The following is a 19507-nucleotide window of genomic DNA, read 5'->3' on the forward strand; positions in this document are numbered from 1 at the left end:
AGAGGAACACGGAGATGGCAGACATCCTTCACCGCATCGGCATCGAGCACTCCTCGCCGCGGCAGGTGTACGACGCGCTCACGACCCTCGACGGCCTGTCCGGCTGGTGGACCGAGAAGACGTCCGGAAGGACCGACCTCGGCGGCGTGATCGAGTTCCGGTTCGGGCCGGGCGGATTCGACATGAAGGTCGCCGAGCTCGATCCGGGCCGGCTCGTCCGCTGGGACGTCGTGGACGGACCGCAGGAATGGATCGGCACCAGCGTGCAGTGGGACCTGCGCCAGGACGGCGACTACACGGTCGTACTGTTCAAGCACGAGGGCTGGCGCGAGCCGGTCGAGTTCATGCACCACTGCAGCACCAAGTGGGCCACCTTCCTGCTGAGCCTCAAGCAGCTCCTCGAGACCGGGGAGGGTGCCCCTGATCCGCGTGACGTCAAGATCAGCGACTGGCACTGACCCGGCGACGCCCGACGAGGATCACAGCGACCGCGATCAGCAGGCGAGTTGGGCGATGGTGGCCAAGCCCAACGGCGCGCTGGGATCTGATCCCCGCCCTGCCGGCCGCCTCCGACGCGCTCGGCACCGGCTGGTACGCCGCCGGCGCCGCCGAGGCCGGCCCGGCAAGACCGTCGCAGTCGTCGGCGACGGCGCCGTCGGCCTGGAAGGCATCGGCGGACACCTGGGCTACGTCGGCGTCAACCACGACGTGCTCCTCACGGAGCGGGAATGCGGCACCGCCCGGCGGCGTTGGAAGGATCGTCTGACATGACCGAGTCATTTAATTCGGGTGTCGACGGAAGGAGCTCCTCATGGCACGCAGCAGCACGCGGCCCGTCGTCAAGCTGACGTCGACGGCAGGCACCGGAGTCACGTACGTGACCCGCAAGAACCGTCTGAACGATCCTGACCGGCTGGTCCTGCGCAAGTACGACCCGGCGGTCGGCGGACACGTCCTGTTCCGCGAAGAACGCTGACATGCGCCCTCGTCGCCCGACGACGAGGGCCCAGCAAGGAGGCACCACCCCCGATGAAAGTACGTAAGTCACTGCGCTCGCTCAAGGCCAAGCCCGGCGCTCAGGTAGTACGCCGACGGGGCGTCACCTTCGTTCTCAACAAGAAGGACCCCCGCTTCAAGGCCCGCCAGGGCTGACGCGCCCCACGCCCCACGCACTACGGCCCGGTACCGCACTCGCGGTGCCGGGCCGTCGCCGTACCGGTCGAAAGGCCGTCAGACGCTCCAACCAGCCTCACGGCGCGGAGGCCGTCCGGTCCGCGGAGGACGCCTCGAAGCACTCCTTGCCGCCGCCGGTCGCAGGGGTGAAGCAGGCCTGCACGGATGTTCCGGGTCTGATGACGCTCATGAGGGTGTGGACGTAGGTGTCGGCCTCGCGCGGAGTGGTGACCCGGGCGGTGTGCAGGAAGCCGTGCCTGCCTCCTGTCCGGATCTGGACGCTGTCGTTCACGACGGCGCCCCACATCCGGGCCCAGCTCGTCCCGCATTCCCGGCTGTAGCGAATCTGGATCCAGGCGCCGGTGGCCGTCTCGTGCTCGGCGAGGGTGAGCGGCTCGGCGCCGCATCTCGTCGTGATCGGGTCCTTGTCCTGACAGGCCGTGTGCCTGCAGAGCGCCCCGGTCGCCATCAAGGGCGTGGCGGACGGTGGGGCCGCCCTGCGGTGCAACGGGGGAAGGTGGACGAGCACGAGCGTCGCGAGGACCACGGCACACAGGGACGTGAGTCCGATGACGACGTTCGCGCGCCGATGACCGGTCGGGCGTGCGCGTGGGTGGTCGGCGTTGCTCGCGACCGTGTCGCTCGGGCCGGTGACGGGCGGGAGGGTACGGGTTCGGACGGTGTCACGCGTTCGGACTGTGTCGCTCAGGGCCGCCCGGTCCGTGCGGGCGATGTCCAGGAGTGCCAGCGAGTGGTCGGCGGGTTCGTCGGCGAGACGGCACAGCTCTGTGACCGCGCTGCGCGGTGGCAGGCTCTTGCCGTTGAGGTAGCGCTCCCAGGACGACCTGCTGTACGTGGACACGTTCGCGAGTTGCGTGAGGCTCAGTCCGGTGCGCCCGCGCAACTCCCGCAGTACGGCGGCCAGTCGGGCGCCCGGCGGGGAGGGCGCGCCGGCTGTCATCCGCGCAACGCCTTCCACGAGCGCGGGCCCACCATCCCGTCGACGACAAGGCCCGCCCGCTGCTGGAACGTCTTGACCGCCCGCAGGGTCAGCGGGCCGAACATGCCGTCGATCCCGCCGGGTGAGATGCCTGCCCGGCGCAGCAGACACTGCGCCTCGGCGACGTCGGCACCGGTGGCGCCGTAGCCGATCTCGGTGTCGAGCCCCTTGTTGATGCCGGCCGACCAGCGGCCGTCGGTGCGGGTGATGCGGCAGGTGTAGACGGGCGGCGGGGAGGCCGCGGTGGTGCGGGGCGGGACGGTGACGGCCGCGGTGGTGGCATCGTCGTCAAGGCGCACCACGAGCAGCAGCGCCGCCAAGAGGGCTACGGCCAGGGCGGCGACGCCTGCGGCGAGGGCGAGGTGCGGGAGGTGGCGGGGTGCCGGCTGCGGGTGTGCGGAAGGGCCTGCCGGCAGCTCCCGATCCCGCTCCCGCCGCTCGTCCTGATCCGGGACCAGCTCCTGATCCTGGACCTGCTCCTGATCCTGATCCTGATCCGGGACCTGACCCTGATCCTGATCCGGGACCTGATCCTGATCCTGATCCTGGACTTGCGTGCCGGGCCGTGCGCGACGGCTGTCCCGGGCGTCGACGGCGATCTCGTGCAAGGCGAGCAGGGGGACGGGGTCCGTGCCGGTGATCCGGGCCAGCGACTCCACCGCCTCCCTCGGCGGCAGCGACGTACCGCCCAGATACCGCTCCCAGGACTTGGCGCTGTAGCCGGTCTTGGCCGCGAGCTGTCGCATCGTCAGCTCGCTGTGCTCCTTCAGCCGACGTAAGCGGGCCACCAACTGCCGTGCGCTGGGGTCCAGTTCCGCGGGCAGCGTCCTGGAACGCGGCATGTTTCCCCCAAAGCGGTCGTCAGCGTGGTCAGCGCGTGGAACAGAGGTCTCCTCCGTTGCTGCGCATTCTGCATGAGCACGCCACATCTGTCACAGGTGTCCCACAACACCGTCCCACTGGATGTCGTCGTCGCAGGTCAGCAGCGAGGTCGTCCCAGAAGACCGCCACCTCTGTCGCAGCCGTGGTGGTCGTGCCCGAGCGCCCTGCACCGTGGTCCCGCCACTTGCTCCGCCCGGCGGGACAAGTGCCGACCCCACAACCGAAAGAGGAACACATGCGACCGAACGCTCTGGGCAGGACCATCGCCGGCCTCGTCGCCGTTGCCGGCCTCGCCGCCGGCACTGTGGCGACCGCGGGCACCAGCTTCGCGGCGACCGCGACCACCGCGCAGTCGGCGGCGGCGGCCCGGCCCGCCGCCGTGGCCGCGACGCAGAACTTCGGTCTGACCGCGGCCGAGGCCAAGAACGTCCAGGACTTCCTCGCGGACTACTGGGGCTACACCGGCGCCATCGACGGTCAGCTGGGCACCAACAGCTGGAAGGCCTTCCAGCGCTGCCTCGCCACGTACTGGGGCTACACGGGCGCCATCGACGGGGACCCCGGCCCCAACACCATCAAGGCGCTGCAGCGTCTGCTGAAGGACGACTACGGCTACACGGGCGACATCGACGGCATCGCCGGGCCGGGCACCCGGGCGGCGTTCAAGCGCTTCGCCGCCTGACCCGTACGACCTGCCTGACCGGGCCGTTCACCGAACGACCGGCCGCGGCCCGTCCTTGCCCGGCAGGGACGGGCCGCGCGTGTGTTCACCAGGGCGCGGCCCCGCACCACGTTCGTCGCGCCGGACGAGCAACACACCACTCTCCCCTCCCGCATCCGAAGGAGAACCTCGCCACCATGGGAAGACTCGCCATCCTCGCCCGCCCCCAAGAAGCAGACCTGCCGCATCGGGACACGCACCGTCCCAGGACACCGTGGCGGATCCGCGTCGGGACCTTCGCCGCCACCGCCGCGATGGTCTCGGCCGGCATCGTGCTCGGTGCCGGTCCGGCGTCCGCGGCGCCGGCCCCGATCAGGCTGACGTCCGCGTCCTGCCCCCAGGAGATCGTGCAGGGCCAGGCGAGCGGTTGTGTCACGGAGTTGCAGAACCTCCTCAACGCGCACGGCGCCGGCCTGGTGGTGGACGGTCAGTTCGGGCCGGCCACGCTCTACGCGGTGCGTGAGTACCAGGCCGCCACGGCGATCGCCGTGGACGGGCGAGTGGGCCCCGCGACCAAGAGCAAGCTGTACGCGACCGGAGGCTCGGCCCCCGCCCCCGTCAACCTCAACTCCTCCGCCTGCCCCGCGAACCTGGTGCAGGGCGCCAAGGGCGGCTGCGTCACCGAGCTCCAGCGGCTGCTCATCCACCACGGGTACACCCTCGACGTGGACGGCGACTTCGGCGGCGGGACCGCGAGTGCGGTCCGCAGCTTCCAGTCCGCCCACGGTCTCACGGTCGACGGCCAGGTCGGCGCGAACACCAAGCGGGAGCTGTACGACACCGATGAGGCTGCGTCGACGGGGCTGGACCTGAGGTCGGCGTCGTGCCCGGCGAACATCGTGGAGGGGCAGAGCGGCGGTTGTGTCGCCACCCTGCAGTCCCTGCTCAACGGCAAGGGGCAGAGCCTCGACGTCGACGGCAGCTTCGGCCCGCAGACCCTGGCGGCCGTGAAGGCGTTCCAGTCCGCGAGCGGCCTGTCCGTCGACGGTCAGGTCGGTCCGAACACCAAGGCCGCCCTGTACTCGAACATCGGCGGTGGCGGCGGCAGCGGCGCACCCGCGCCGATCAACCTGAACTCCGCCTCCTGCCCGAACGAGATCGTCAAGGGCCAGCGCAGCGGCTGTGTCACCGAGTTGCAGAGCCTCCTCAACCACCACGGCGCCGATCTCGCCGTGGACGGCGACTTCGGTCCGCTCACCGACAGCGCCGTCAGGGACTTCCAGGCCGAGAAGGGCCTCTCGGTCGACGGCCAGGTGGGCCCGAACACGAAGTCCGCCCTGTACGGCGCGGTCACCCCGCCGTCGTCGCCCCCGCCCGGCGGCGGCTACGCCAAGATCCTCGACGTGGCGGCGGCCGAGGCCGGCACGGCCGAGGGCAGCGCCCGCGCGAACAGCTACGGCTCGGCGGTCGGCCTTTCGCTGTCCACCAGCAACTACGCCTGGTGCGCGACCTTCGTGAGCTGGGTGGCCAAGCAGACCGGGGCCACCTCCTACCGCAACACCTACGTCTCGGGCTGGGTCAAGCAGGCGCGGGCCGGCCAGTACCACCTCTCCGTTACCACGAGCCCCCAGCCGGGTGACATCGTGGCCTTCGACTGGGACGGCGGAAGCGATTTCACCGGCGGCCACGAGCACATCGGCATCGTACGGACGGTGTCCGGGTCGTCCTTCACCACCGTCGAGGGCAACACGAGCAACCCCAACGGCGGCGGCGACGGCGTCTACGTCAAGTCCCGTGCCACGAACAACGGATACGACGTGGTCTTCATCAGGGTCCGCTGAGCAACGGTGCCGGAGTCCAGCCGCCGGAAGGGCCCGACAAAGGCCGCGGCGGCCTGCCGAGACCGTCGGCATCGCGTACGCCGTGATCATGAGCGGTGGCTTCGGCCGGGCCTACGAGCGCTCACACAGCATGGCGTGGGCCGCCTGCGCGCTCGGCGCGTGGACGATCGTCGCTCCCTGGGCCGTGGCCGGCGACGTCAGCACCACCAGGACCCTCGTCGACAACATCATCGTCGGCATGATCGCCCTCGTGCCGGCCCTCATGGCCGCCGCGCCGGCCCGCCCGGAGGACCGGTCCTCAGGAGACCGCTCGGCCACGGGCGGCGGTGTCAGGAATCGTGCACCGCATCCCGCGCGCCCGCCGGTCGGCCCGGACAGCTCGGGACGACCGCGGGGTGAGAGCGCAGACACCGTCCTGCGGCCACCGTCTGATCTTCTGTGTTCACACACCGATGATCACCGGTGGCCGCACCTGTTCCCCGAGCAGCCCGGCAGTGGCGTTCTGCCATGCCCGGCCATGCACACCGGCTATGTACATTTGCACATAATCGGACGGATGCGGGAGCCGTGTCCTGCCCGCCCCTCCTCACGAGCCCCGCGGAGCCTCCCCTTGACAGACCCCGCCGTGCGCCGGCGCCGCCAAGCCCTGTACCTCTTCTTCTTCCTCCCGGGTATCGCCCTGTCCTCCTGGGTCACGCGCACTCCCGACGTGCGGGACCAACTGGACGTGTCGACCGCGGAGATGGGGCTGATCCTGTTCGGCCTGTCCCTGGGATCGATGATCGGCATCCTGTGTTCCGGCCGCTTCGTGGAGCGCTTCGGCACCCGGCCGGTGATCGTGCTCGGCACCAGCCTGATCATCTCGGCCACGATCGTCACCGGCCTCGGCAGTGCCGTTCCGTCGGCTCCGCTGGTCACCGCCGGGCTCTTCCTGTTCGGCGCCGGCATGGGGTCGGGCGAGGTGGCGGTCAATGTGGACGGTGCCGACGTCGAGCGCATCACCGGCACACCGGTTCTGCCCACTCTGCACGGCTGTTTCAGCCTGGGCACGGTGGTCGGCGGCCTGGCCGGGATGACCGCCACAGCCGCCGGGATCCCCGTCCACTGGCATCTCGCCGTGATCACACTCGCCGCCACCGGGATGCTGGTCCACGCCGCACGGGCTCTGCCGACCGGCGTCGGCCTCGGCACCCGGCCTCGGACGCCAGGCCCGGCCGAGCACACCGCGCCACAGGTCTGGAAGGACCGCAGACTCCTCCTCATCGGCGCCATCGTGCTGGCCATGGCCCTCGCCGAAGGAGCGGCCAACGACTGGCTGCCGCTGCTCATGGTGGACGGCCACGGCCTCAACGCCACAGCGGGCTCACTCGTCTACGTCGGGTTCGCCGCCGCGATGACGCTGGGGCGCTTCTGCGGCACGTTCTTCCTGATCCGTTTCGGGCGAGCCGCCGTCCTGCGCGTGAGCGCCCTCTCCGGTGCCCTCGGACTCGTGCTCGTGATCTTCTCCGACAACGTGGCCGTGGCGGCGGCCTCCGTCCTCTTCTGGGGGCTCGGGGCCTCGCTCGGCTTCCCGGTGGCCCTGTCGGCGGCCGGTGACTCGGGCCCCGACCAGACCGCGCGCGTCTCACTGGTCGCCATCATCGGATACATCGCCTTCCTCGTCGGACCGCCGGCCCTCGGCTTCCTGGGAGACCACTACGGCCTGCGTACCGCCATGGCCGCGGTTCTGGTGTTCGTCGCCTCCGCCGTCTTCATCGCCCCCGCCGCCGACACCCGCGACCGCGCCGCCGCGAGGCTGGACGTCTGACGCGGGGCTCGGCGTCCCGCGGCCGGCGGTGACCGTCCGGCGCGCAGCCCTGGGCAGGAGGAGCCCATACCGGTGGCTCGCCCCGGCAAGTAGGGTCCTCCATCGTGAAACTCGCGATCTTCGATCTGGACGGCACCCTCGTCGACCGCACCGGCGCCTTCGCCGAGGCCATCACCTCCCTGAGCCATGACCACGGCTACGGTCCGGAGATCGAACAGTGGCTGCTGACCGAACTCGCCGACCACGCCGAGCGGCATGACTTCGACCGGCTGCGCACCGCCTTCCCCGTCAGCGAGAGCGCCGATCATCTGTGGCGCGTCTACATCGACCGTATGGCGGCGTCCGTGCACTGCCGCCCTGCCGTCGTCGACAGCTTGGAGGGTCTCAAGGAGGCGGGCTGGAGCATCGGTGTGGCCACCAACGGCGCCAGCGACATCCAGCGGGCCAAGATCCACGCCACCGGCCTCTCCGACCTGATCGACGGGATCGCCGCGTCCGGCGACATCGACATACGCAAACCCGACCCGCGCCTCTTCGAACTCGCCGCCGCACGCTGCGGTACCCAGCTCACCCCCGGGGACTGGATGACCGGCGACAATCCCGAGACCGACATCGTCGGCGGCCACGGTGCGGGACTGCGCACCATCTGGGTCACCGGCCGCCCCTGGCCCGACGGACTGATGACGCCCCACCACACGGCCGCCGACGTGGTCGAAGCCATCGGATACCTGCTCGACCAGGGCTCGGCATAGCCGCGACGGCCGCTTCCCGGAAGCGGGAGCGGCCCGGTTCCGTACCCTGGCACGCATGCGGACCCGTCCCACACTCCACTGGACCCCTCCCCCTGACCTGCCACCGTCCACCACCGACCTCCAGCCGGTGGTGGACGCGCTGAGCGCCGGCAGCGTGCTGGTGCTCACCGGGGCGGGGATCTCCACGGAGTCGGGCATCCCCGCCTATCGGGGCGAGGGCGGAAGCCTGAGCCGGCACACGCCGATGACGTACCAGGACTTCACCGCCTCCCCGCAGGCACGGCAGAGGTACTGGGCCCGCAGCCATCTCGGGTGGCGTACCTTCGGCCGCGCCCGCCCCAACGCCGGTCACCAGGCCGTCGCCACGTTCGGCCGGCACGCTCTGCTCTCGGGGGTGATCACCCAGAACGTCGACGGTCTGCACCAGGCCGCCGGCGCCGAGGGGGTCGTAGAACTGCACGGGAGCCTGGCAAGAGTGCGGTGTCTGGCCTGCGACGCCATCACCTCACGCCGCGACCTCGCCGTACGGCTGGAAGAGGCCAACGCGGCATTCGAGCCGGTGGCCGCGGGCATCAACCCCGACGGTGACGCCGACCTCTCCGACGAACAGGTCGCCGGCTTCCGCGTCCTGCCCTGCGCGGACTGCGGGGGCGTCCTCAAGCCCGACGTGGTGTTCTTCGGCGAGCCGGTGCCCGCGCAACGGATCGCGCACTGCCGCCAGTTGGTCGATGCGGCGAGATCGCTGCTCGTTCTGGGCTCCTCGCTCACGGTGATGTCCGGGCTGAGATTCGTCCGTCAGGCGGCCCGGGCGGGCAAGCAGGTCCTCATCATCAACCGGGATCCCACCCGCGGCGACCAACTCGCCCACACCCGCGTCAGCCTCCCACTGGGCACCGCCCTGTCCTCCGTCGCGGACGCGCTGAACCTTCCCGTCGACGGACACACGGCCCTCTCGTCCGGGCCGGTGACGACGGCCGACCGCGAGAGCTGAGCGCGCACGACATACGCGTGGTCGGCCGTCGACAAGACCACCCACCAGCATGGGGGTGTGCCGGCGGGTGGTCCGGGGGACCATGGAAGTCGCAGCGCCTGCGGACGCCGCCAGGCGCCCCGAGGCCGACGCACTCCCTGTGCTCGCGGCCCGGCGGAAGGAGTACCGGCGATGGACGAAGCCGATCGGTCCTCCGAGGACCAGGGCCGGGCAGGCGCCCTTCGTCCCGACGTGCGGCCACCACAGCCGAGCGGGCTGCTGGACCTCCTCGGTGTGGCCGCGGTGCTGCTGGACGCCGAGGGGCGGGTCGTGCTGTGGAGTCCGCAGGCCGAGGAGCTGTTCGGCTACAGCTCCCAGGAGGCGCTGGGCCAGTACGCCGCACAGCTGCTGGTCCACGCGGAACAGTGGGACTGGGTGATCAAAAAGTTCGCCGAGGTCATGGAGAGCGGGAAGAGCTGGGGCGGCACGTTCCCCATCCGCTGCAAGGACGGCGCCACACGGCTGGTGGAGCTGCGCAACATGCGGCTCCTGGACGACCGCGGCGACTTCTACGCCCTCGGCCTCGGCACCGACTCACCCAGGCTGCGCCAGGTGGAGCGGGACCTCGCGCTGTCCACCCGGCTGGTCTCCCAGTCCCCCATCGGCATCGCGATCCTCGACACCGACCTGACGTACGTGACCGTCAACCCCGCGCTCGAACGCATCCACGGCATGTCCCAGGAAGAGCACCTCGGCCGCCCCTACCGCGCGGTCATGAGCGCCGCGGAGTTCGAGGAGTCCGAGGAGGTCGAAGCCGCGATGCGGCAGGTCCTGCGCACCGGTGTGCCGCTGGTCGACCGGTCCCCCATAGTGGGCCGCACCCGCGCCGGCCCGGAGCAGCACGCCTGGTCGATCTCGGTGTACCGGCTGGAGGACACCAGGGGGCAGGTTCTCGGGGTGACCGAGCTGGTCGTGGACGTCACCGACCGCTACCGGTCGGCCCGGGAGGCCACCGAGACCCGCCGTCGCCTGGCGCTGATCGCCGATGGGGCCGCCCGCATCGGCACCACCCTGGAGGCCGACCAGACGGCCTGGGAACTGGCGGACGTCTTCGTCCCCGAGTTCGCCGACGTGGCCGCCGTAGACGTGCTCGACTCCGTCCTCGACGAGCACCGCCCCGCCACCGCCGACGGCCCCGCCCTCTTCCGCGCGCTCGCCGTCAAGGCCGCCTACCCCACCGACGCCGTGACGGCCGCGGACCAGCCCGGCCGCATCACCTCGTACGACCCCGACCGCCTGGCGACCCGATGCGTGCGCACCGGCCGGCCCATCCTGGTCCCCCACACCGACGGACGCGACCTGTCGCACATCGCCCGCGACGAGCACGCGGCCCTGCTGCTGGCCCGCGCCGGCGTGCACTCCTACCTGGCCGTCCCGCTCACCGCCCGCGGCAGCACCCTCGGCTTTCTGGGGCTGACCCGCGCCCGGGACCCGCGCCCCTTCGACGAGGACGACCTGGCCATCGCCGCCGAGCTGGCCTCCCGTGCCGCGGTGTGCATCGACAACGCCCGCGCGCACCAGCACATGCGCAACGCGGCCGAGACCCTCCAGCGCAGCCTGCTCCCGCACACCCCGCCTGACCTGCCCGGTCTCCAGGTCGCGTCCCGCTACCGGCCCGCCCAGGCCGCCTACGAGATCGGCGGCGACTGGTACGACGTCCTGCCGCTCAGCGACGACAGAACGGCCCTCGTGGTGGGCGACGTCATGGGCAGCGGCATCGAGGCCGCCGCCGCCATGGGACGGCTGCGCACCGCGACGACCGCCTTCGCCGGTCTCAACCTCGGCCCCGCCCAAGTCCTCGAGCAACTCGACTCGATCACCGCCGGCCTCGATCAGTACATCGCCACCTGTGTGTACGCGGTCTACGATCCCCACCGCCGCGAGTGCCGCATCGCCAACGCGGGCCACCTGCCCCCCGTCCTCGTCCCCCAAGGCGCACAGCCCCGACTCCTCGACCTGCCCACTGGCGCCCCACTCGGTGTCGGCGGCGTCCCGTTCGAAACGACCACCCTCACCTTCGGCGTCGGCGACCAGCTGGTGCTCTACACCGACGGCCTGGTCGAAACCCGTGAGCACTCCATCGACGAACGCCTCGACAGCCTCCTCCACCTCCTGGGCGCACCGGCGTCCCCTCTGGAGGAAACCTGCGACCGCCTCCTCGCCGAACTCAGACACCCGGACGACCACGACGACGTCGCCCTGCTCATCACCTGCGCGAGACCGTTCGCTCAGCGTGGGCGTGAGGCGTCCTGAGACTCCGCCAACACCGCTTCACTGCACACCACCGCGGTGCGCCGGTCAGATGCCTGGCGTACGACCTCGTTCATGGCGGTGACGTGACGAATCCGGGCTGCGGGTGCGTCCTGACGTCCACCACGACTGATGCCCGGCGCTCCTCGGAAGGAACGCCGGGCATCATCAGGACCTTGCGATCAGGCGGGGCGAATGTTCTCCGCCTGCGGGCCCTTCTGACCCTGGGTGACGTCGAACTCGACCTTCTGGCCCTCCTGCAGCTCGCGGAATCCCTGGGCCGCGATGTTCGAGTAGTGGGCGAAGACGTCGGGGCCGCCGCCCTCCTGCTCGATGAAGCCGAAGCCCTTCTCGCTGTTGAACCACTTGACAGTGCCCTTGGCCATGGCCGTCTCCTTCGAGGGAAACCGGGCACGCACCGTGCGTGCCCGGGAGGTGATCGCCCTGGTCCGGAGAGGCGCTGAAACGCAGGAACGCCCGTGATGGCGATCACGGGCGAACAGAACTTCGGAACCACGACTGCTGATCACAACGCTATACCGGCAGGACGGCAGCCGCTAGCGAAAACGCGCCAGGACCGGAGTTCGGCATGTCGCCGAGTCGGGCTGATGGCAGGGCAGGGCCGCCTCGCGCCCGGCGGCGTGACCGAGAACGACCGGCGATCCGCGACTCCGACGTCGTACCCGACACGATCGGTGGCGACACCGTCTCACGGCCGCCGAGGGAGACGATGCGGAGCTACGTCGTTCGCCCGTTGGTGGCACCCGTCGTGGTGAGGAGGGCGACAGTTGTGGGGTGGGGGCCGTTGTTCGCCCAGTCCAAGGGAGACCAGCCTGTGCCGTGATCTTCCCGTGCATTCGGGTGGTGCCCTCACTGTCGGTCTGCTCCGGGCCCGACGATGCCGGCCATACCCCCTCGCTGGGCCGCGCCCGCCGCACCGTGTCAGTCGGCGTCGAAACGGCCACGCGCGCCCTCGATGTGACCCAGGTACTGGTGGGTCCAGCCGCAGATCGCGTCGACCGTGATGCGCAGGGCCCGGCCCGGCTCGGTGAGGGTGTACTCGACGCGTGGTGGCACGGTGGGGTGCACCTTCCGGTCGGCCAGGCCGTTGCGCTCGAGCATGCGCAGGTTCTGGGTGAGCATCTTGTGGCTGATGCCCTCGACCTCGTCGCGCAACTCGCTGAAGCGCAGGGTGCGCTCGCCGAGGGCTTCGATGATGAGGAGCGCCCACTTGTTGGCGACGTCGGAGAAGATCTCCCGCGCCAGCGAATCGGCACGCCTCAGATCAGCGTCCGCGGGCAGGTCGTTGAGCAGCTGCTTGGTCGCCATCAGGTTCTCCGGTCACCGAAAAGCGCGTTCGTCGAGGTCAGCCTTCACTCTCCTGCAGTTTCCCAGTAACCACAAGAGAGTGGACCTTCAGGCCGCTGGTATCCCGGCGGTGACCGTGAGGACCGCGCGGCCGAGGATGAGGCTGGCGATGTTGAAGCCCGGAGGGCGGGGCCGCTCCGCGCCGTCCTTGGGCTGCTGGAAGGCGCCCTCGGGCAGACCCGAGCCGGCGCCGTCGCCAGTTCCCTCGGGCCGTTCACTCACGCTCGCCGGGATGTCGGCCACCGCCCAGTGCCAGAAGCCGGAACCGGTGGGAGCGTCGGGGTCGTCCACCGTGACGGCGTAGCTCTTGGTGCCCTCGGGGGCTCCGCTCCAGGACAGTTACGGGGAGACGTCCTTGTCGCCGGGCACGCCGCGTCGGACAGGCGGGCGAAAGGGTCGTTGGCAGCGGCCCGGTGCAGGTCAGGGCGGTCGGCGAGCGGCTGGGGCCGGGCCGGGGCTGGACGCCTCGGTACACGGCGAGCTGGAACCTTTGCGGGCGAAGATGACCAAGCTCGCCGCCCTGGGCTGGCTGCTCAAGCGGGGCGACGGGCGGTTCACGGCACGCCGTGGGCTCGCGGGCTGGGCCCGTAACTGACGGGCCCCGCCGGCAATGAGGATCGCCCTCCTGCTGGAGCACTAACGGCCGCTGAAGAAGTCGGTGAGAGCGATGGCGACGGCCTCGGGCTGCTCCTCGGGGATGTAGTGACCGGCGTCGGGCACGATGACGCCGGTCACGTTCTCGGCCCACGGGCTGATGGAGGCCGCCATGTCCGGGATCGAGCCGTGGCTGCTGGAGATTCCGAGGACGGGCGCGGTCAGTCGCCGTTGCTCGAGCGCCGCGTGGTTCTTGCGCGCGGACTCGGCGGCATCCCGGTAGTAGGCGAGGCCGGCGCGCAGGCCGCCATCGACGGCCAGGGCCGCGCCGTAGTGGTCGAGCTCTGCTTCCTCGAACGCGTCGGGCGCGAGGGACTTGGTCTTCAGGAACCAGCTGATGTACTCCCGCTCGCGGCCGGCTATCAGCGTCTCGGGAAGACCGGGCACCACGTGGAACGCGAAGTGCCAGGTCTTGAACGCCAGAGCCGGGTCGAGAGGGATCGCTTCCGGCATGGTGATACCGGGAATTCCCGCGTCGAGCAGCGCGACCCCGTGCAGTCGGCTCTCGTAGTTCAGGGCGAGGGAGAAGGCGACCCAGGCGCCGATGTCGTGCCCGGCGAGCCAGTAGTCCCGCACGCCGAGAGCGTTCACAGCGGCCTGGATGTGCGCGGCGACCGTGTGCGTGTCGTAGCTGAGCTCCGGATGCTCGGAATTGCCTTGGCCCGGCCGGTCGATCGCCATGACCCGGAACCGGTCGGCGAGAGCGGGCATGACCTTTCGCCAGGCCCACCACGTCTGCGGGAACCCGGTGAGCAGGACGACGGCCGGCCCGTCCGGCCGACCGCCTTCGACGGCGTGCAGGCGGACGCCTTCGGCGTCGACCCAGCGGTGCGTGAATCCGGCCAGGTCATGCAGGGGCAGGGCGGGGACGGGGTTGGTCATGGGAATCCTCCATCAAGGCGGGTGGACCGTGATGTGACGCTAGCACGTCTTGAACTGATCGGTTCAAGATGGGAGGATGGGCTGCATGGCAGGCAAGAAGCAGTTCGACATGGACACGGTGCTCGACGCCGCGATGATCCAGTTCTGGCGCTCCGGCTACGCCGACACCTCGCTCGACGACCTGTCCCGGGCGACCGGCCTGAACCGCAGCTCGATCTACTCCTCGCTCGGCGACAAGGACGCGCTCTTCCTTCGCTGCCTGGATCGCTACGCCACGCGCTACGGGGACAAGTTCGACGCCGCCCTCTCGTGCGCGGCCGAGGACCCCGTCGCCGCCGTCCGTGCGTTCTTCGATGTCACCCTGGGGCGCATCGCCGACCCCGCCGTGCCCGACGGATGCCTGATGGCCCAGTCGGTCATGGCGAGTCCGGCGCTGAGCCCAAGCGTCGCGGAGCGTGTCAAAGAGTTGTTCGGCCTGCAGCGCCCGCGCCTGCGCACCGCGCTGAAGGCCGGCGGAATGTCCGACGAGAACGCCGAGGACTTCGCCGTACACGTAGCGGCCGTGAACCAGTCTCTCGCGGTGATGGGCAGGGCCGGGTCGAGCCCGGAGCAACTCCGGGCGATCGTCGGCGTGACTGTCGACGCGCTCGCGCGGGCGCTGCGCCGGTGATCAAGGTTCTCGAACCTTTGATCAGGAAAGGGGTCGCGTTCGCGTGCCATCGTCCCTGATCGGTGCCGCGCTGCACGGCTGCCAGACCGTGATCGCCCAGCGTCAAGTCGCCGCGAAGAGCAACGAGACCCCCGCCTTCGCCCCGCCGCTGGACCGGCTCGACCTGCGCGGCGTCGTCGTCACCGCCGACGCGACGCACACCCAACGCACCCACGCCGAGCACCTCATCACCGCCGGCGCACCACCGGGGCCGGGCACCGCCGCCGCGAGGTCCGCCGCTTGAAGGTCTGCACCGTCCAGCCCGGCCTGCTCTTCCCGCAGGCTGTCCAGGCCATGGAGATCAAGCGCCGCCACACCCACCGCAGGACCGGCAAGGTCCAGACGAAGACCGTCTACGCGGTCACCAGCCTGCGAGGACGCCTCGCGAGTGCGCACCGGCACCGCACCCCGTGGTCACGCACCCAGCCCGCAACCGCCCCGCTCGGACTCACAGCTTGAGAACGCATCGCCCCTGCCCTCACGCGGGCGACATTCTCGTGCACCATCGTGCGCTCGTCGTCGCCCAGGGTGCGATCGCGCAGGCCGGGGACGGTGCTGCCGGCCGGCCGGGACCACGAACGAGTGGCGGACGGTGACAGGTCCAGGAACTTCACCGTCCGGTCGAGGTGACGGACGGCCGGAGCGACCGGGTTGATCCACGTCGAGTACAGCCTCGGCCCGCGCGGGTCGATCTGGCGATAGCGTGATTTTCATGACGGCTGAAGACGAGGCGCTGGTCGGCGGAATGGTGAACGCGGGGGCGGTCTTCCGCCGGGGGAAGTTGGTGGAGCGACCGGCACCGCGCAACGCGCGCGCCCTGCATGCCTATCTCCTTGCACTGAAGGAGCACGGCTTCGACGCGGCGCCGACCCCTGTCGGTCTCACCGCGGATGGCCGTGAGCAGCTGACTTTCATCCCTGGCGACGTGGCTCTGCCGCCGTTCCCCAACTGGGCGATGACGAGTTCCGCTCTCGAATCGGTGGGGAGCCTGCTGCGGCGTCTGCATGAGAGCAGCGCGGCCGTCGCGGTCGACACCCGTGCCGAGTGGCCCCCGGACCTGGCCGACCCGGAGGGGGGAGGGATGTTGTGCCACAACGATGTGTGCCCGGAGAACGTCGTCTTCCACGACGGTCGTGCCGCGGCGCTGATCGATTTCGACTTGGCGGCCCCCGGGCGTGCCCTCTGGGACATCGCCATGGCCGCCCGCTATTGGGTGCCCATGCTTGATCCCGAGTCCGCGGCCGCTCTCCATCCCAGCGGGCTGGACGCGGCCGCACGGCTGCGGATTCTTGCCGACGGCTACGGCCTCGCGGTGGGAGACCGCGCCGAGTTGCCCGGCGTCATCGAGCAGGCCACGGAGGTCTGCCGGGCCTTCGTCGCCCGCCGCGTGGCCGGCGGAGACCCCGCCTATCTCCAGGCGTTGGCTGAGCGCGGTGGATGGGGACGCTGGGACCGCATGCAGACCTGGCTGGTGGACCGCCGCAAGACGTTCACGGCTGCCCTGCTGGACTGACCGGCTCGGACGTTCGAGGACAAACTCACCCCGCTACTGCTCAAGACGCCCAAGTGACCTGCCTGGCGCGTGGTTCAGGAGATCGATGCCCAGCCGAGTGGGGCTGTGCAGTGCTGCGTTGCGGAACCGGGTGGTGGTGATCAGCCCGGCTTCCCGCAGGACTGTGGCGTGTTCGCTGGCGCTGGAGGGGGCCAGCCCGGCGAAGGCCGCGAGCTCCCTCGTTGAGCAACCCGGGTGCTCGGCGACGAGCGTCAGTACAGTCGCCCGGGTATGTCCGAGGAGCGCGGCAACGGCCGGGGCTCCTGTGGTGCGCGCTTCCTTGGGAGTGAAGGCGGTCAGCAGGCGCAGAGGGTGGCCGTGGCCGGCTGGGTAGATGACGGCTGGCTGGGGCTCGGCGTCGTAGTGGATGGCCGGTGTCGTGGGCATGGTCGAGGGCACGAGCAGGAGACCTCGGCCCTCCAGGGGGAGGTTGTACTCGTTGTTGTCCCCGGGCGTGGCGATCTCCAGCACGGGGGCGTCCCAGCGCATGTGTTGCGGGTTGGCCTGGCTCAGCAGGTACTCCACACCGCCGTGCAGGACCTGCCGCATCCGCACCGACCGGTCTGCGGTGAAGGCGTCGATGATCTCTGACCAGTACGGGGCGAGGAGGGTCTCGAACAGGTCGCCGAGACCATCGCAGAGATCACCGAGGAACACGGGATCGGTGAGGCGACGCGTCAATGCCGGGACTCTCATGTCCTTGTTCTGCGGAAGGATCGTATCCAGTGCCGTCTGGATCCGAGGAGTCGGTGTCGCGCGTACCTGCTCGATGAGCTCCTCCGGTGAGCCGGCCTGCGGCGCGCCGATGAACGTCGGCGACCAGCCCACGGCCGGAATGAAGTCCAGTGCCAGGCGTGCGGGAGCGGACAGCTTTGCCAAGGAGTGCCGACGCCAGCCGCTCAGCCGGGCCGGTTGTCTACGGTCCTGCAAGGCCCGGGCAGCCTGCTTCAGTTCCACAAGCGGCATGGGCGCTTCGGCCACCCGTGTGCGCGCCAAGTCCTCAGCCGTGAAGTGAATGCGAAAGACCATGGTCCCCCCGACAGGGCGATGCACAGCGTTTGATGATCCTTCCGCTTTGTCGTTGTTCGGTCCAGGCCGAATCAGGTCGCGGCTTGGGTTGCGGGCGGGGCAATCTGAGTCGTGCCGGGCGGTCGTGATGTCACAGGGGGGAAGCCGCGGCCGTCCGGCAGCGCCTGCGCCACGCAGGTCAGGTGGGGGACTGTGGGGGCGAGGGTGACCGTGATGGGGACCTCTCTTCCGTGAGCGTCGTGTCGCTGCGTTCGCACCGTCTCGTGAGGCGTCTTCCTTGGTGTGCGGCTTCACGGCGCCCCGCCTACGCGTACGCGTACGGTCCATCTCGCGCCATTGCGGCCGCAGTCCAGCCAGATTCGTGGTGAGGAAGTACGCGGCACCGGCGGTGAGCAGCACCGGCACGAGTCCGACAGCGGTCACCGCCGCCCCGGCGAGCAGCCCGCCGAGAGGGATGCCGGCCCAGGCCAGCGAGTCACCGGGGGCGTTGACCCGGCCCAGCATCCGGCTCGACACCCGCTCGACGAGGACGGACCCCAGCACCGGGGTGACGAAGCCGGCACCGAACCCGCTGATTGCGAAGACGGCCGGTACCACCCCCAGCGGGGCGCAGAAAAAGAGGATCAGGAACCTCGGTGCCCCGGCCAGCAGGCATCCGGTGAGGTCCACCGGCCGCCGCCGCGGCCCCCATCACGCTGCCCGCCCGGCGACCGCGTCGCGCCGCTCGGCCGGGAGGAGGGCCGCCAAGCCCGCCGTCGACCCGCGCTTCCCGCACGGGCCGCTCGCGGTGCTGGACTGTGGGGGAGCTGGTGAAGTGGACGCTGCGCGAGTCCGGCCTCGGTGCGGCCAAGCTCAGCCGCCACGGCAAGGACGCCGGCCCGTTGTTCGTCCTCACGGCGGCTGCGGCTGGGCTTCACGGCATCCTGGCCGTGGCCGGCGTCTACGTGCCCGTCTTCGCCACCGCGGGCATCGGCGGGATGAGCGTGTACGCCGCGGTGTTCCTCGTGCTGGTGGCCGTGTGGTGCTTCGCCGGCAGGTTCTTCGCCACCCGTCCCGTCATCGCCGAGGCGCTCGCCCGCTGGGGCCACGTCCTGCTGCCCCTGGTCCTCGTCACCATCGGGCTGCTCATCCTCGTCGAAGGCGGCGCCTTCGGCCTGTGGTACGACGTGCGCACGAGCCCTGTTCGATCCCCGCCCTCCGGCAGGGTGTCACCTGATCGGCTTCAGGGTCTCCGACCGGACCCGGAGCGTCGTCCTCGCGGCCGCCTTCAGGTCCAGGTCGGCGCTCGCGCCACCGAAGGTCATCTCGGCCACCAGGGCCGCGGTGTTGCCGTCCGCCCAGGCACACACCGGATAGGTGATCGTCGTGTCGGCCTGCTTCCGAGTGAGCACCTCGCAGCCGATCCTGACGGTCGACCCCTCCGGCGTGACGTCTCTCGGCGGTACGGTGACCGTGACGCCCTCGGCCTCGCTGTCGCCCCTCAGCGCGGTGGCACGGGTCTTGTCCGCGTGCTTGAAGCGGCCGTAGAAACCGGTGACCACCAGTGCGCCCTTGCCGGGATCGCCGCCCAGGCTGTAGCGCCCCACGACGGCGTGAGTGACCTTGGCGTCCCAGATGCCGCTCGCACCCTTCTCCATCCTGCGGCCCACGGTGTCGGAGAGGTCCTTGGTGAGCTCGTACCGGTCGTCGAGCAGTGTCCGAGGCAGAAAAAGGGCGAAGTCGGCCTCGGGAAAACCGCTTTCGGCCCTCACTGCGATCAGCACAACCGTGAGCAGGATCGCCAGCACGGCCACGAACACCCCGGCGACGATCCCGACCACCAGGCCGGCCCGGCTCTTCTTCGGAGGCGGCGGGGGCGGAAGGATCATGGGCGGTACGCCCCAGGCGTAGGACGGCTGGGGCGCTGGAGGCATGGAC

General features: G+C 70.5%; 21 protein-coding genes and 4 pseudogenes. 15 read left to right on the forward strand and 10 right to left on the reverse strand.

What is annotated here, in order from left to right; translation table 11 throughout:
• The first annotated feature begins 14 nt into the window (after nucleotides 1–14).
• The 4 genes and pseudogenes from ACFYZ8_RS27225 to ykgO all read left to right on the forward strand — a co-directional run bounded on the left by ACFYZ8_RS27225 (nucleotide 15) and on the right by ykgO (nucleotide 1152).
• A complete protein-coding gene (locus ACFYZ8_RS27225) occupies nucleotides 15–458 on the forward strand; it encodes an SRPBCC domain-containing protein (protein ID WP_359036210.1) in 444 nt (147 codons plus the stop codon).
• Between the two features lie 83 nt (nucleotides 459–541).
• Nucleotides 542–672, forward strand: a pseudogene (locus ACFYZ8_RS27230) (IMP dehydrogenase); the annotation flags it as partial.
• A 139-nt stretch (nucleotides 673–811) separates the two neighbouring features.
• Nucleotides 812–976 carry a 50S ribosomal protein L33 gene (gene rpmG / locus ACFYZ8_RS27235; RefSeq protein WP_359036212.1) on the forward strand — a complete coding sequence of 55 codons (165 nt, stop codon included), beginning with the start codon at nucleotides 812–814 and terminating at the stop codon, nucleotides 974–976.
• Nucleotides 977–1029: 53 nt separating this feature from the next.
• Complete coding sequence (gene ykgO / locus ACFYZ8_RS27240; RefSeq protein WP_046258531.1) at nucleotides 1030–1152, forward strand: type B 50S ribosomal protein L36; 123 nt, start codon at nucleotides 1030–1032, stop codon at nucleotides 1150–1152.
• Nucleotides 1153–1249: 97 nt separating this feature from the next.
• Here the strand turns inward: ykgO and ACFYZ8_RS27245 are convergent, their stop codons facing one another.
• Both ACFYZ8_RS27245 and ACFYZ8_RS27250 read right to left on the reverse strand, forming a co-directional pair.
• Nucleotides 1250–2134 carry a helix-turn-helix domain-containing protein gene (locus ACFYZ8_RS27245; RefSeq protein WP_388533626.1) on the reverse strand — a complete coding sequence of 295 codons (885 nt, stop codon included), beginning with the start codon at nucleotides 2132–2134 and terminating at the stop codon, nucleotides 1250–1252.
• Complete coding sequence (locus ACFYZ8_RS27250) at nucleotides 2131–3015, reverse strand: peptidoglycan-binding protein (protein WP_388533623.1); 885 nt, start codon at nucleotides 3013–3015, stop codon at nucleotides 2131–2133. The genes ACFYZ8_RS27245 and ACFYZ8_RS27250 overlap by 4 nt, the downstream gene beginning before the upstream one ends.
• A 275-nt stretch (nucleotides 3016–3290) precedes the next feature.
• On the opposite strand from ACFYZ8_RS27250, the gene ACFYZ8_RS27255 reads away from it, so the two are divergent.
• The 6 genes from ACFYZ8_RS27255 (at nucleotide 3291) to ACFYZ8_RS27280 (ending at nucleotide 11399) form a co-directional block, all read left to right on the forward strand.
• Nucleotides 3291–3737: a peptidoglycan-binding domain-containing protein gene (locus ACFYZ8_RS27255; RefSeq protein ID WP_359036219.1), complete on the forward strand. Its 447-nt coding sequence runs from the start codon at nucleotides 3291–3293 to the stop codon at nucleotides 3735–3737.
• Between the two features lie 176 nt (nucleotides 3738–3913).
• A complete protein-coding gene (locus ACFYZ8_RS27260) occupies nucleotides 3914–5557 on the forward strand; it encodes a peptidoglycan-binding protein (RefSeq protein WP_388533621.1) in 1644 nt (547 codons plus the stop codon).
• Between the two features lie 130 nt (nucleotides 5558–5687).
• Entirely contained in the window at nucleotides 5688–7364 is a 1677-nt protein-coding gene (locus ACFYZ8_RS27265; protein ID WP_389050133.1) for an MFS transporter, read from the forward strand.
• A 104-nt stretch (nucleotides 7365–7468) separates the two neighbouring features.
• A complete protein-coding gene (locus ACFYZ8_RS27270) occupies nucleotides 7469–8116 on the forward strand; it encodes an HAD family hydrolase (protein ID WP_388533616.1) in 648 nt (215 codons plus the stop codon).
• Between the two features lie 55 nt (nucleotides 8117–8171).
• Nucleotides 8172–9107: an NAD-dependent protein deacetylase gene (locus ACFYZ8_RS27275; protein ID WP_388533613.1), complete on the forward strand. Its 936-nt coding sequence runs from the start codon at nucleotides 8172–8174 to the stop codon at nucleotides 9105–9107.
• Nucleotides 9108–9278: 171 nt separating this feature from the next.
• Complete coding sequence (locus ACFYZ8_RS27280) at nucleotides 9279–11399, forward strand: SpoIIE family protein phosphatase (RefSeq protein ID WP_388533611.1); 2121 nt, start codon at nucleotides 9279–9281, stop codon at nucleotides 11397–11399.
• Nucleotides 11400–11578: 179 nt separating this feature from the next.
• Here ACFYZ8_RS27280 and ACFYZ8_RS27285 read toward each other — a convergent pair whose 3' ends face one another.
• From ACFYZ8_RS27285 to ACFYZ8_RS27300, 4 genes and pseudogenes are all read right to left on the reverse strand, one after another.
• A complete protein-coding gene (locus tag ACFYZ8_RS27285) occupies nucleotides 11579–11782 on the reverse strand; it encodes a cold-shock protein (RefSeq protein WP_007379522.1) in 204 nt (67 codons plus the stop codon).
• Nucleotides 11783–12338: 556 nt separating this feature from the next.
• The gene (locus ACFYZ8_RS27290) at nucleotides 12339–12725 is read right to left on the reverse strand and encodes a winged helix-turn-helix transcriptional regulator (protein WP_388533608.1); all 387 of its coding nucleotides are present in this window, start codon (nucleotides 12723–12725) and stop codon (nucleotides 12339–12341) included.
• Between the two features lie 87 nt (nucleotides 12726–12812).
• Nucleotides 12813–13136, reverse strand: a pseudogene (locus ACFYZ8_RS27295) (YbhB/YbcL family Raf kinase inhibitor-like protein); the annotation flags it as partial.
• A gap of 264 nt (nucleotides 13137–13400) precedes the next feature.
• Complete coding sequence (locus ACFYZ8_RS27300; protein WP_388533606.1) at nucleotides 13401–14300, reverse strand: alpha/beta fold hydrolase; 900 nt, start codon at nucleotides 14298–14300, stop codon at nucleotides 13401–13403.
• A gap of 85 nt (nucleotides 14301–14385) precedes the next feature.
• On the opposite strand from ACFYZ8_RS27300, the gene ACFYZ8_RS27305 reads away from it, so the two are divergent.
• From ACFYZ8_RS27305 to ACFYZ8_RS27315, 3 genes are read left to right on the forward strand one after another with little or no spacing between them, the layout of a single operon-like run.
• The gene (locus tag ACFYZ8_RS27305; protein ID WP_388533603.1) at nucleotides 14386–14970 is read left to right on the forward strand and encodes a TetR/AcrR family transcriptional regulator; all 585 of its coding nucleotides are present in this window, start codon (nucleotides 14386–14388) and stop codon (nucleotides 14968–14970) included.
• A gap of 43 nt (nucleotides 14971–15013) precedes the next feature.
• Nucleotides 15014–15253: a hypothetical protein gene (locus ACFYZ8_RS27310; protein ID WP_388533600.1), complete on the forward strand. Its 240-nt coding sequence runs from the start codon at nucleotides 15014–15016 to the stop codon at nucleotides 15251–15253.
• Nucleotides 15250–15468 (forward strand): hypothetical protein, encoded by a 219-nt coding sequence (locus ACFYZ8_RS27315; RefSeq protein WP_388533598.1) that lies wholly within the window; start codon nucleotides 15250–15252, stop codon nucleotides 15466–15468. Before ACFYZ8_RS27310 ends, ACFYZ8_RS27315 begins: the two co-directional genes overlap by 4 nt.
• On the opposite strand, the gene ACFYZ8_RS27320 is transcribed toward ACFYZ8_RS27315, so the two are convergent.
• The gene (locus tag ACFYZ8_RS27320) at nucleotides 15363–15701 is read right to left on the reverse strand and encodes a DUF6192 family protein (RefSeq protein ID WP_389050135.1); all 339 of its coding nucleotides are present in this window, start codon (nucleotides 15699–15701) and stop codon (nucleotides 15363–15365) included. The genes ACFYZ8_RS27315 and ACFYZ8_RS27320 overlap by 106 nt on opposite strands.
• A 20-nt stretch (nucleotides 15702–15721) precedes the next feature.
• Between ACFYZ8_RS27320 and ACFYZ8_RS27325 the strand changes: the two genes are divergently transcribed.
• On the forward strand, nucleotides 15722–16522 hold the full coding sequence (locus ACFYZ8_RS27325) for a phosphotransferase (RefSeq protein WP_388533595.1): 801 nt from the start codon (nucleotides 15722–15724) through the stop codon (nucleotides 16520–16522).
• 33 nt (nucleotides 16523–16555) lie between these two features.
• On the opposite strand, the gene ACFYZ8_RS27330 is transcribed toward ACFYZ8_RS27325, so the two are convergent.
• Nucleotides 16556–17590: a winged helix-turn-helix domain-containing protein gene (locus tag ACFYZ8_RS27330; RefSeq protein ID WP_388533593.1), complete on the reverse strand. Its 1035-nt coding sequence runs from the start codon at nucleotides 17588–17590 to the stop codon at nucleotides 16556–16558.
• Between the two features lie 240 nt (nucleotides 17591–17830).
• Nucleotides 17831–18268, reverse strand: a pseudogene (locus tag ACFYZ8_RS27335) (MFS transporter); the annotation flags it as partial.
• A gap of 299 nt (nucleotides 18269–18567) precedes the next feature.
• On the opposite strand from ACFYZ8_RS27335, the pseudogene ACFYZ8_RS27340 reads away from it, so the two are divergent.
• A pseudogene (locus ACFYZ8_RS27340) lies at nucleotides 18568–18684 on the forward strand (cadmium transporter); the annotation flags it as partial.
• A 114-nt stretch (nucleotides 18685–18798) separates the two neighbouring features.
• On the opposite strand, the gene ACFYZ8_RS27345 reads toward ACFYZ8_RS27340, so the two are convergent.
• Entirely contained in the window at nucleotides 18799–19503 is a 705-nt protein-coding gene (locus ACFYZ8_RS27345) for a hypothetical protein (protein ID WP_388533801.1), read from the reverse strand.
• Nucleotides 19504–19507 lie beyond the last annotated feature (4 nt).

It is taken from the genome of Streptomyces sp. NPDC001668, from assembly GCF_042893155.1.
GTDB lineage: Bacteria > Actinomycetota > Actinomycetes > Streptomycetales > Streptomycetaceae > Streptomyces.

Bases quoted from the DNA above. Each gene is read 5' to 3' on its own strand.
- ACFYZ8_RS27225 (WP_359036210.1), top strand. From the start codon at position 15: ATGGCAGACATCCTTCACCGCATCGGCATCGAGCACTCCTCGCCGCGG.
- rpmG (WP_359036212.1), top strand. From the start codon at position 812: ATGGCACGCAGCAGCACGCGGCCCGTCGTCAAGCTGACGTCGACGGCA.
- ykgO (WP_046258531.1), top strand. From the start codon at position 1,030: ATGAAAGTACGTAAGTCACTGCGCTCGCTCAAGGCCAAGCCCGGCGCT.
- ACFYZ8_RS27245 (WP_388533626.1), bottom strand. From the start codon at position 2,134: ATGACAGCCGGCGCGCCCTCCCCGCCGGGCGCCCGACTGGCCGCCGTA.
- ACFYZ8_RS27250 (WP_388533623.1), bottom strand. From the start codon at position 3,015: ATGCCGCGTTCCAGGACGCTGCCCGCGGAACTGGACCCCAGCGCACGG.
- ACFYZ8_RS27255 (WP_359036219.1), top strand. From the start codon at position 3,291: ATGCGACCGAACGCTCTGGGCAGGACCATCGCCGGCCTCGTCGCCGTT.
- ACFYZ8_RS27260 (WP_388533621.1), top strand. From the start codon at position 3,914: ATGGGAAGACTCGCCATCCTCGCCCGCCCCCAAGAAGCAGACCTGCCG.
- ACFYZ8_RS27265 (WP_389050133.1), top strand. From the start codon at position 5,688: ATGGCGTGGGCCGCCTGCGCGCTCGGCGCGTGGACGATCGTCGCTCCC.
- ACFYZ8_RS27275 (WP_388533613.1), top strand. From the start codon at position 8,172: ATGCGGACCCGTCCCACACTCCACTGGACCCCTCCCCCTGACCTGCCA.
- ACFYZ8_RS27280 (WP_388533611.1), top strand. From the start codon at position 9,279: ATGGACGAAGCCGATCGGTCCTCCGAGGACCAGGGCCGGGCAGGCGCC.
- ACFYZ8_RS27285 (WP_007379522.1), bottom strand. From the start codon at position 11,782: ATGGCCAAGGGCACTGTCAAGTGGTTCAACAGCGAGAAGGGCTTCGGC.
- ACFYZ8_RS27290 (WP_388533608.1), bottom strand. From the start codon at position 12,725: ATGGCGACCAAGCAGCTGCTCAACGACCTGCCCGCGGACGCTGATCTG.
- ACFYZ8_RS27300 (WP_388533606.1), bottom strand. From the start codon at position 14,300: ATGACCAACCCCGTCCCCGCCCTGCCCCTGCATGACCTGGCCGGATTC.
- ACFYZ8_RS27305 (WP_388533603.1), top strand. From the start codon at position 14,386: ATGGCAGGCAAGAAGCAGTTCGACATGGACACGGTGCTCGACGCCGCG.
- ACFYZ8_RS27325 (WP_388533595.1), top strand. From the start codon at position 15,722: ATGACGGCTGAAGACGAGGCGCTGGTCGGCGGAATGGTGAACGCGGGG.
- ACFYZ8_RS27330 (WP_388533593.1), bottom strand. From the start codon at position 17,590: ATGGTCTTTCGCATTCACTTCACGGCTGAGGACTTGGCGCGCACACGG.
- ACFYZ8_RS27345 (WP_388533801.1), bottom strand. From the start codon at position 19,503: ATGCCTCCAGCGCCCCAGCCGTCCTACGCCTGGGGCGTACCGCCCATG.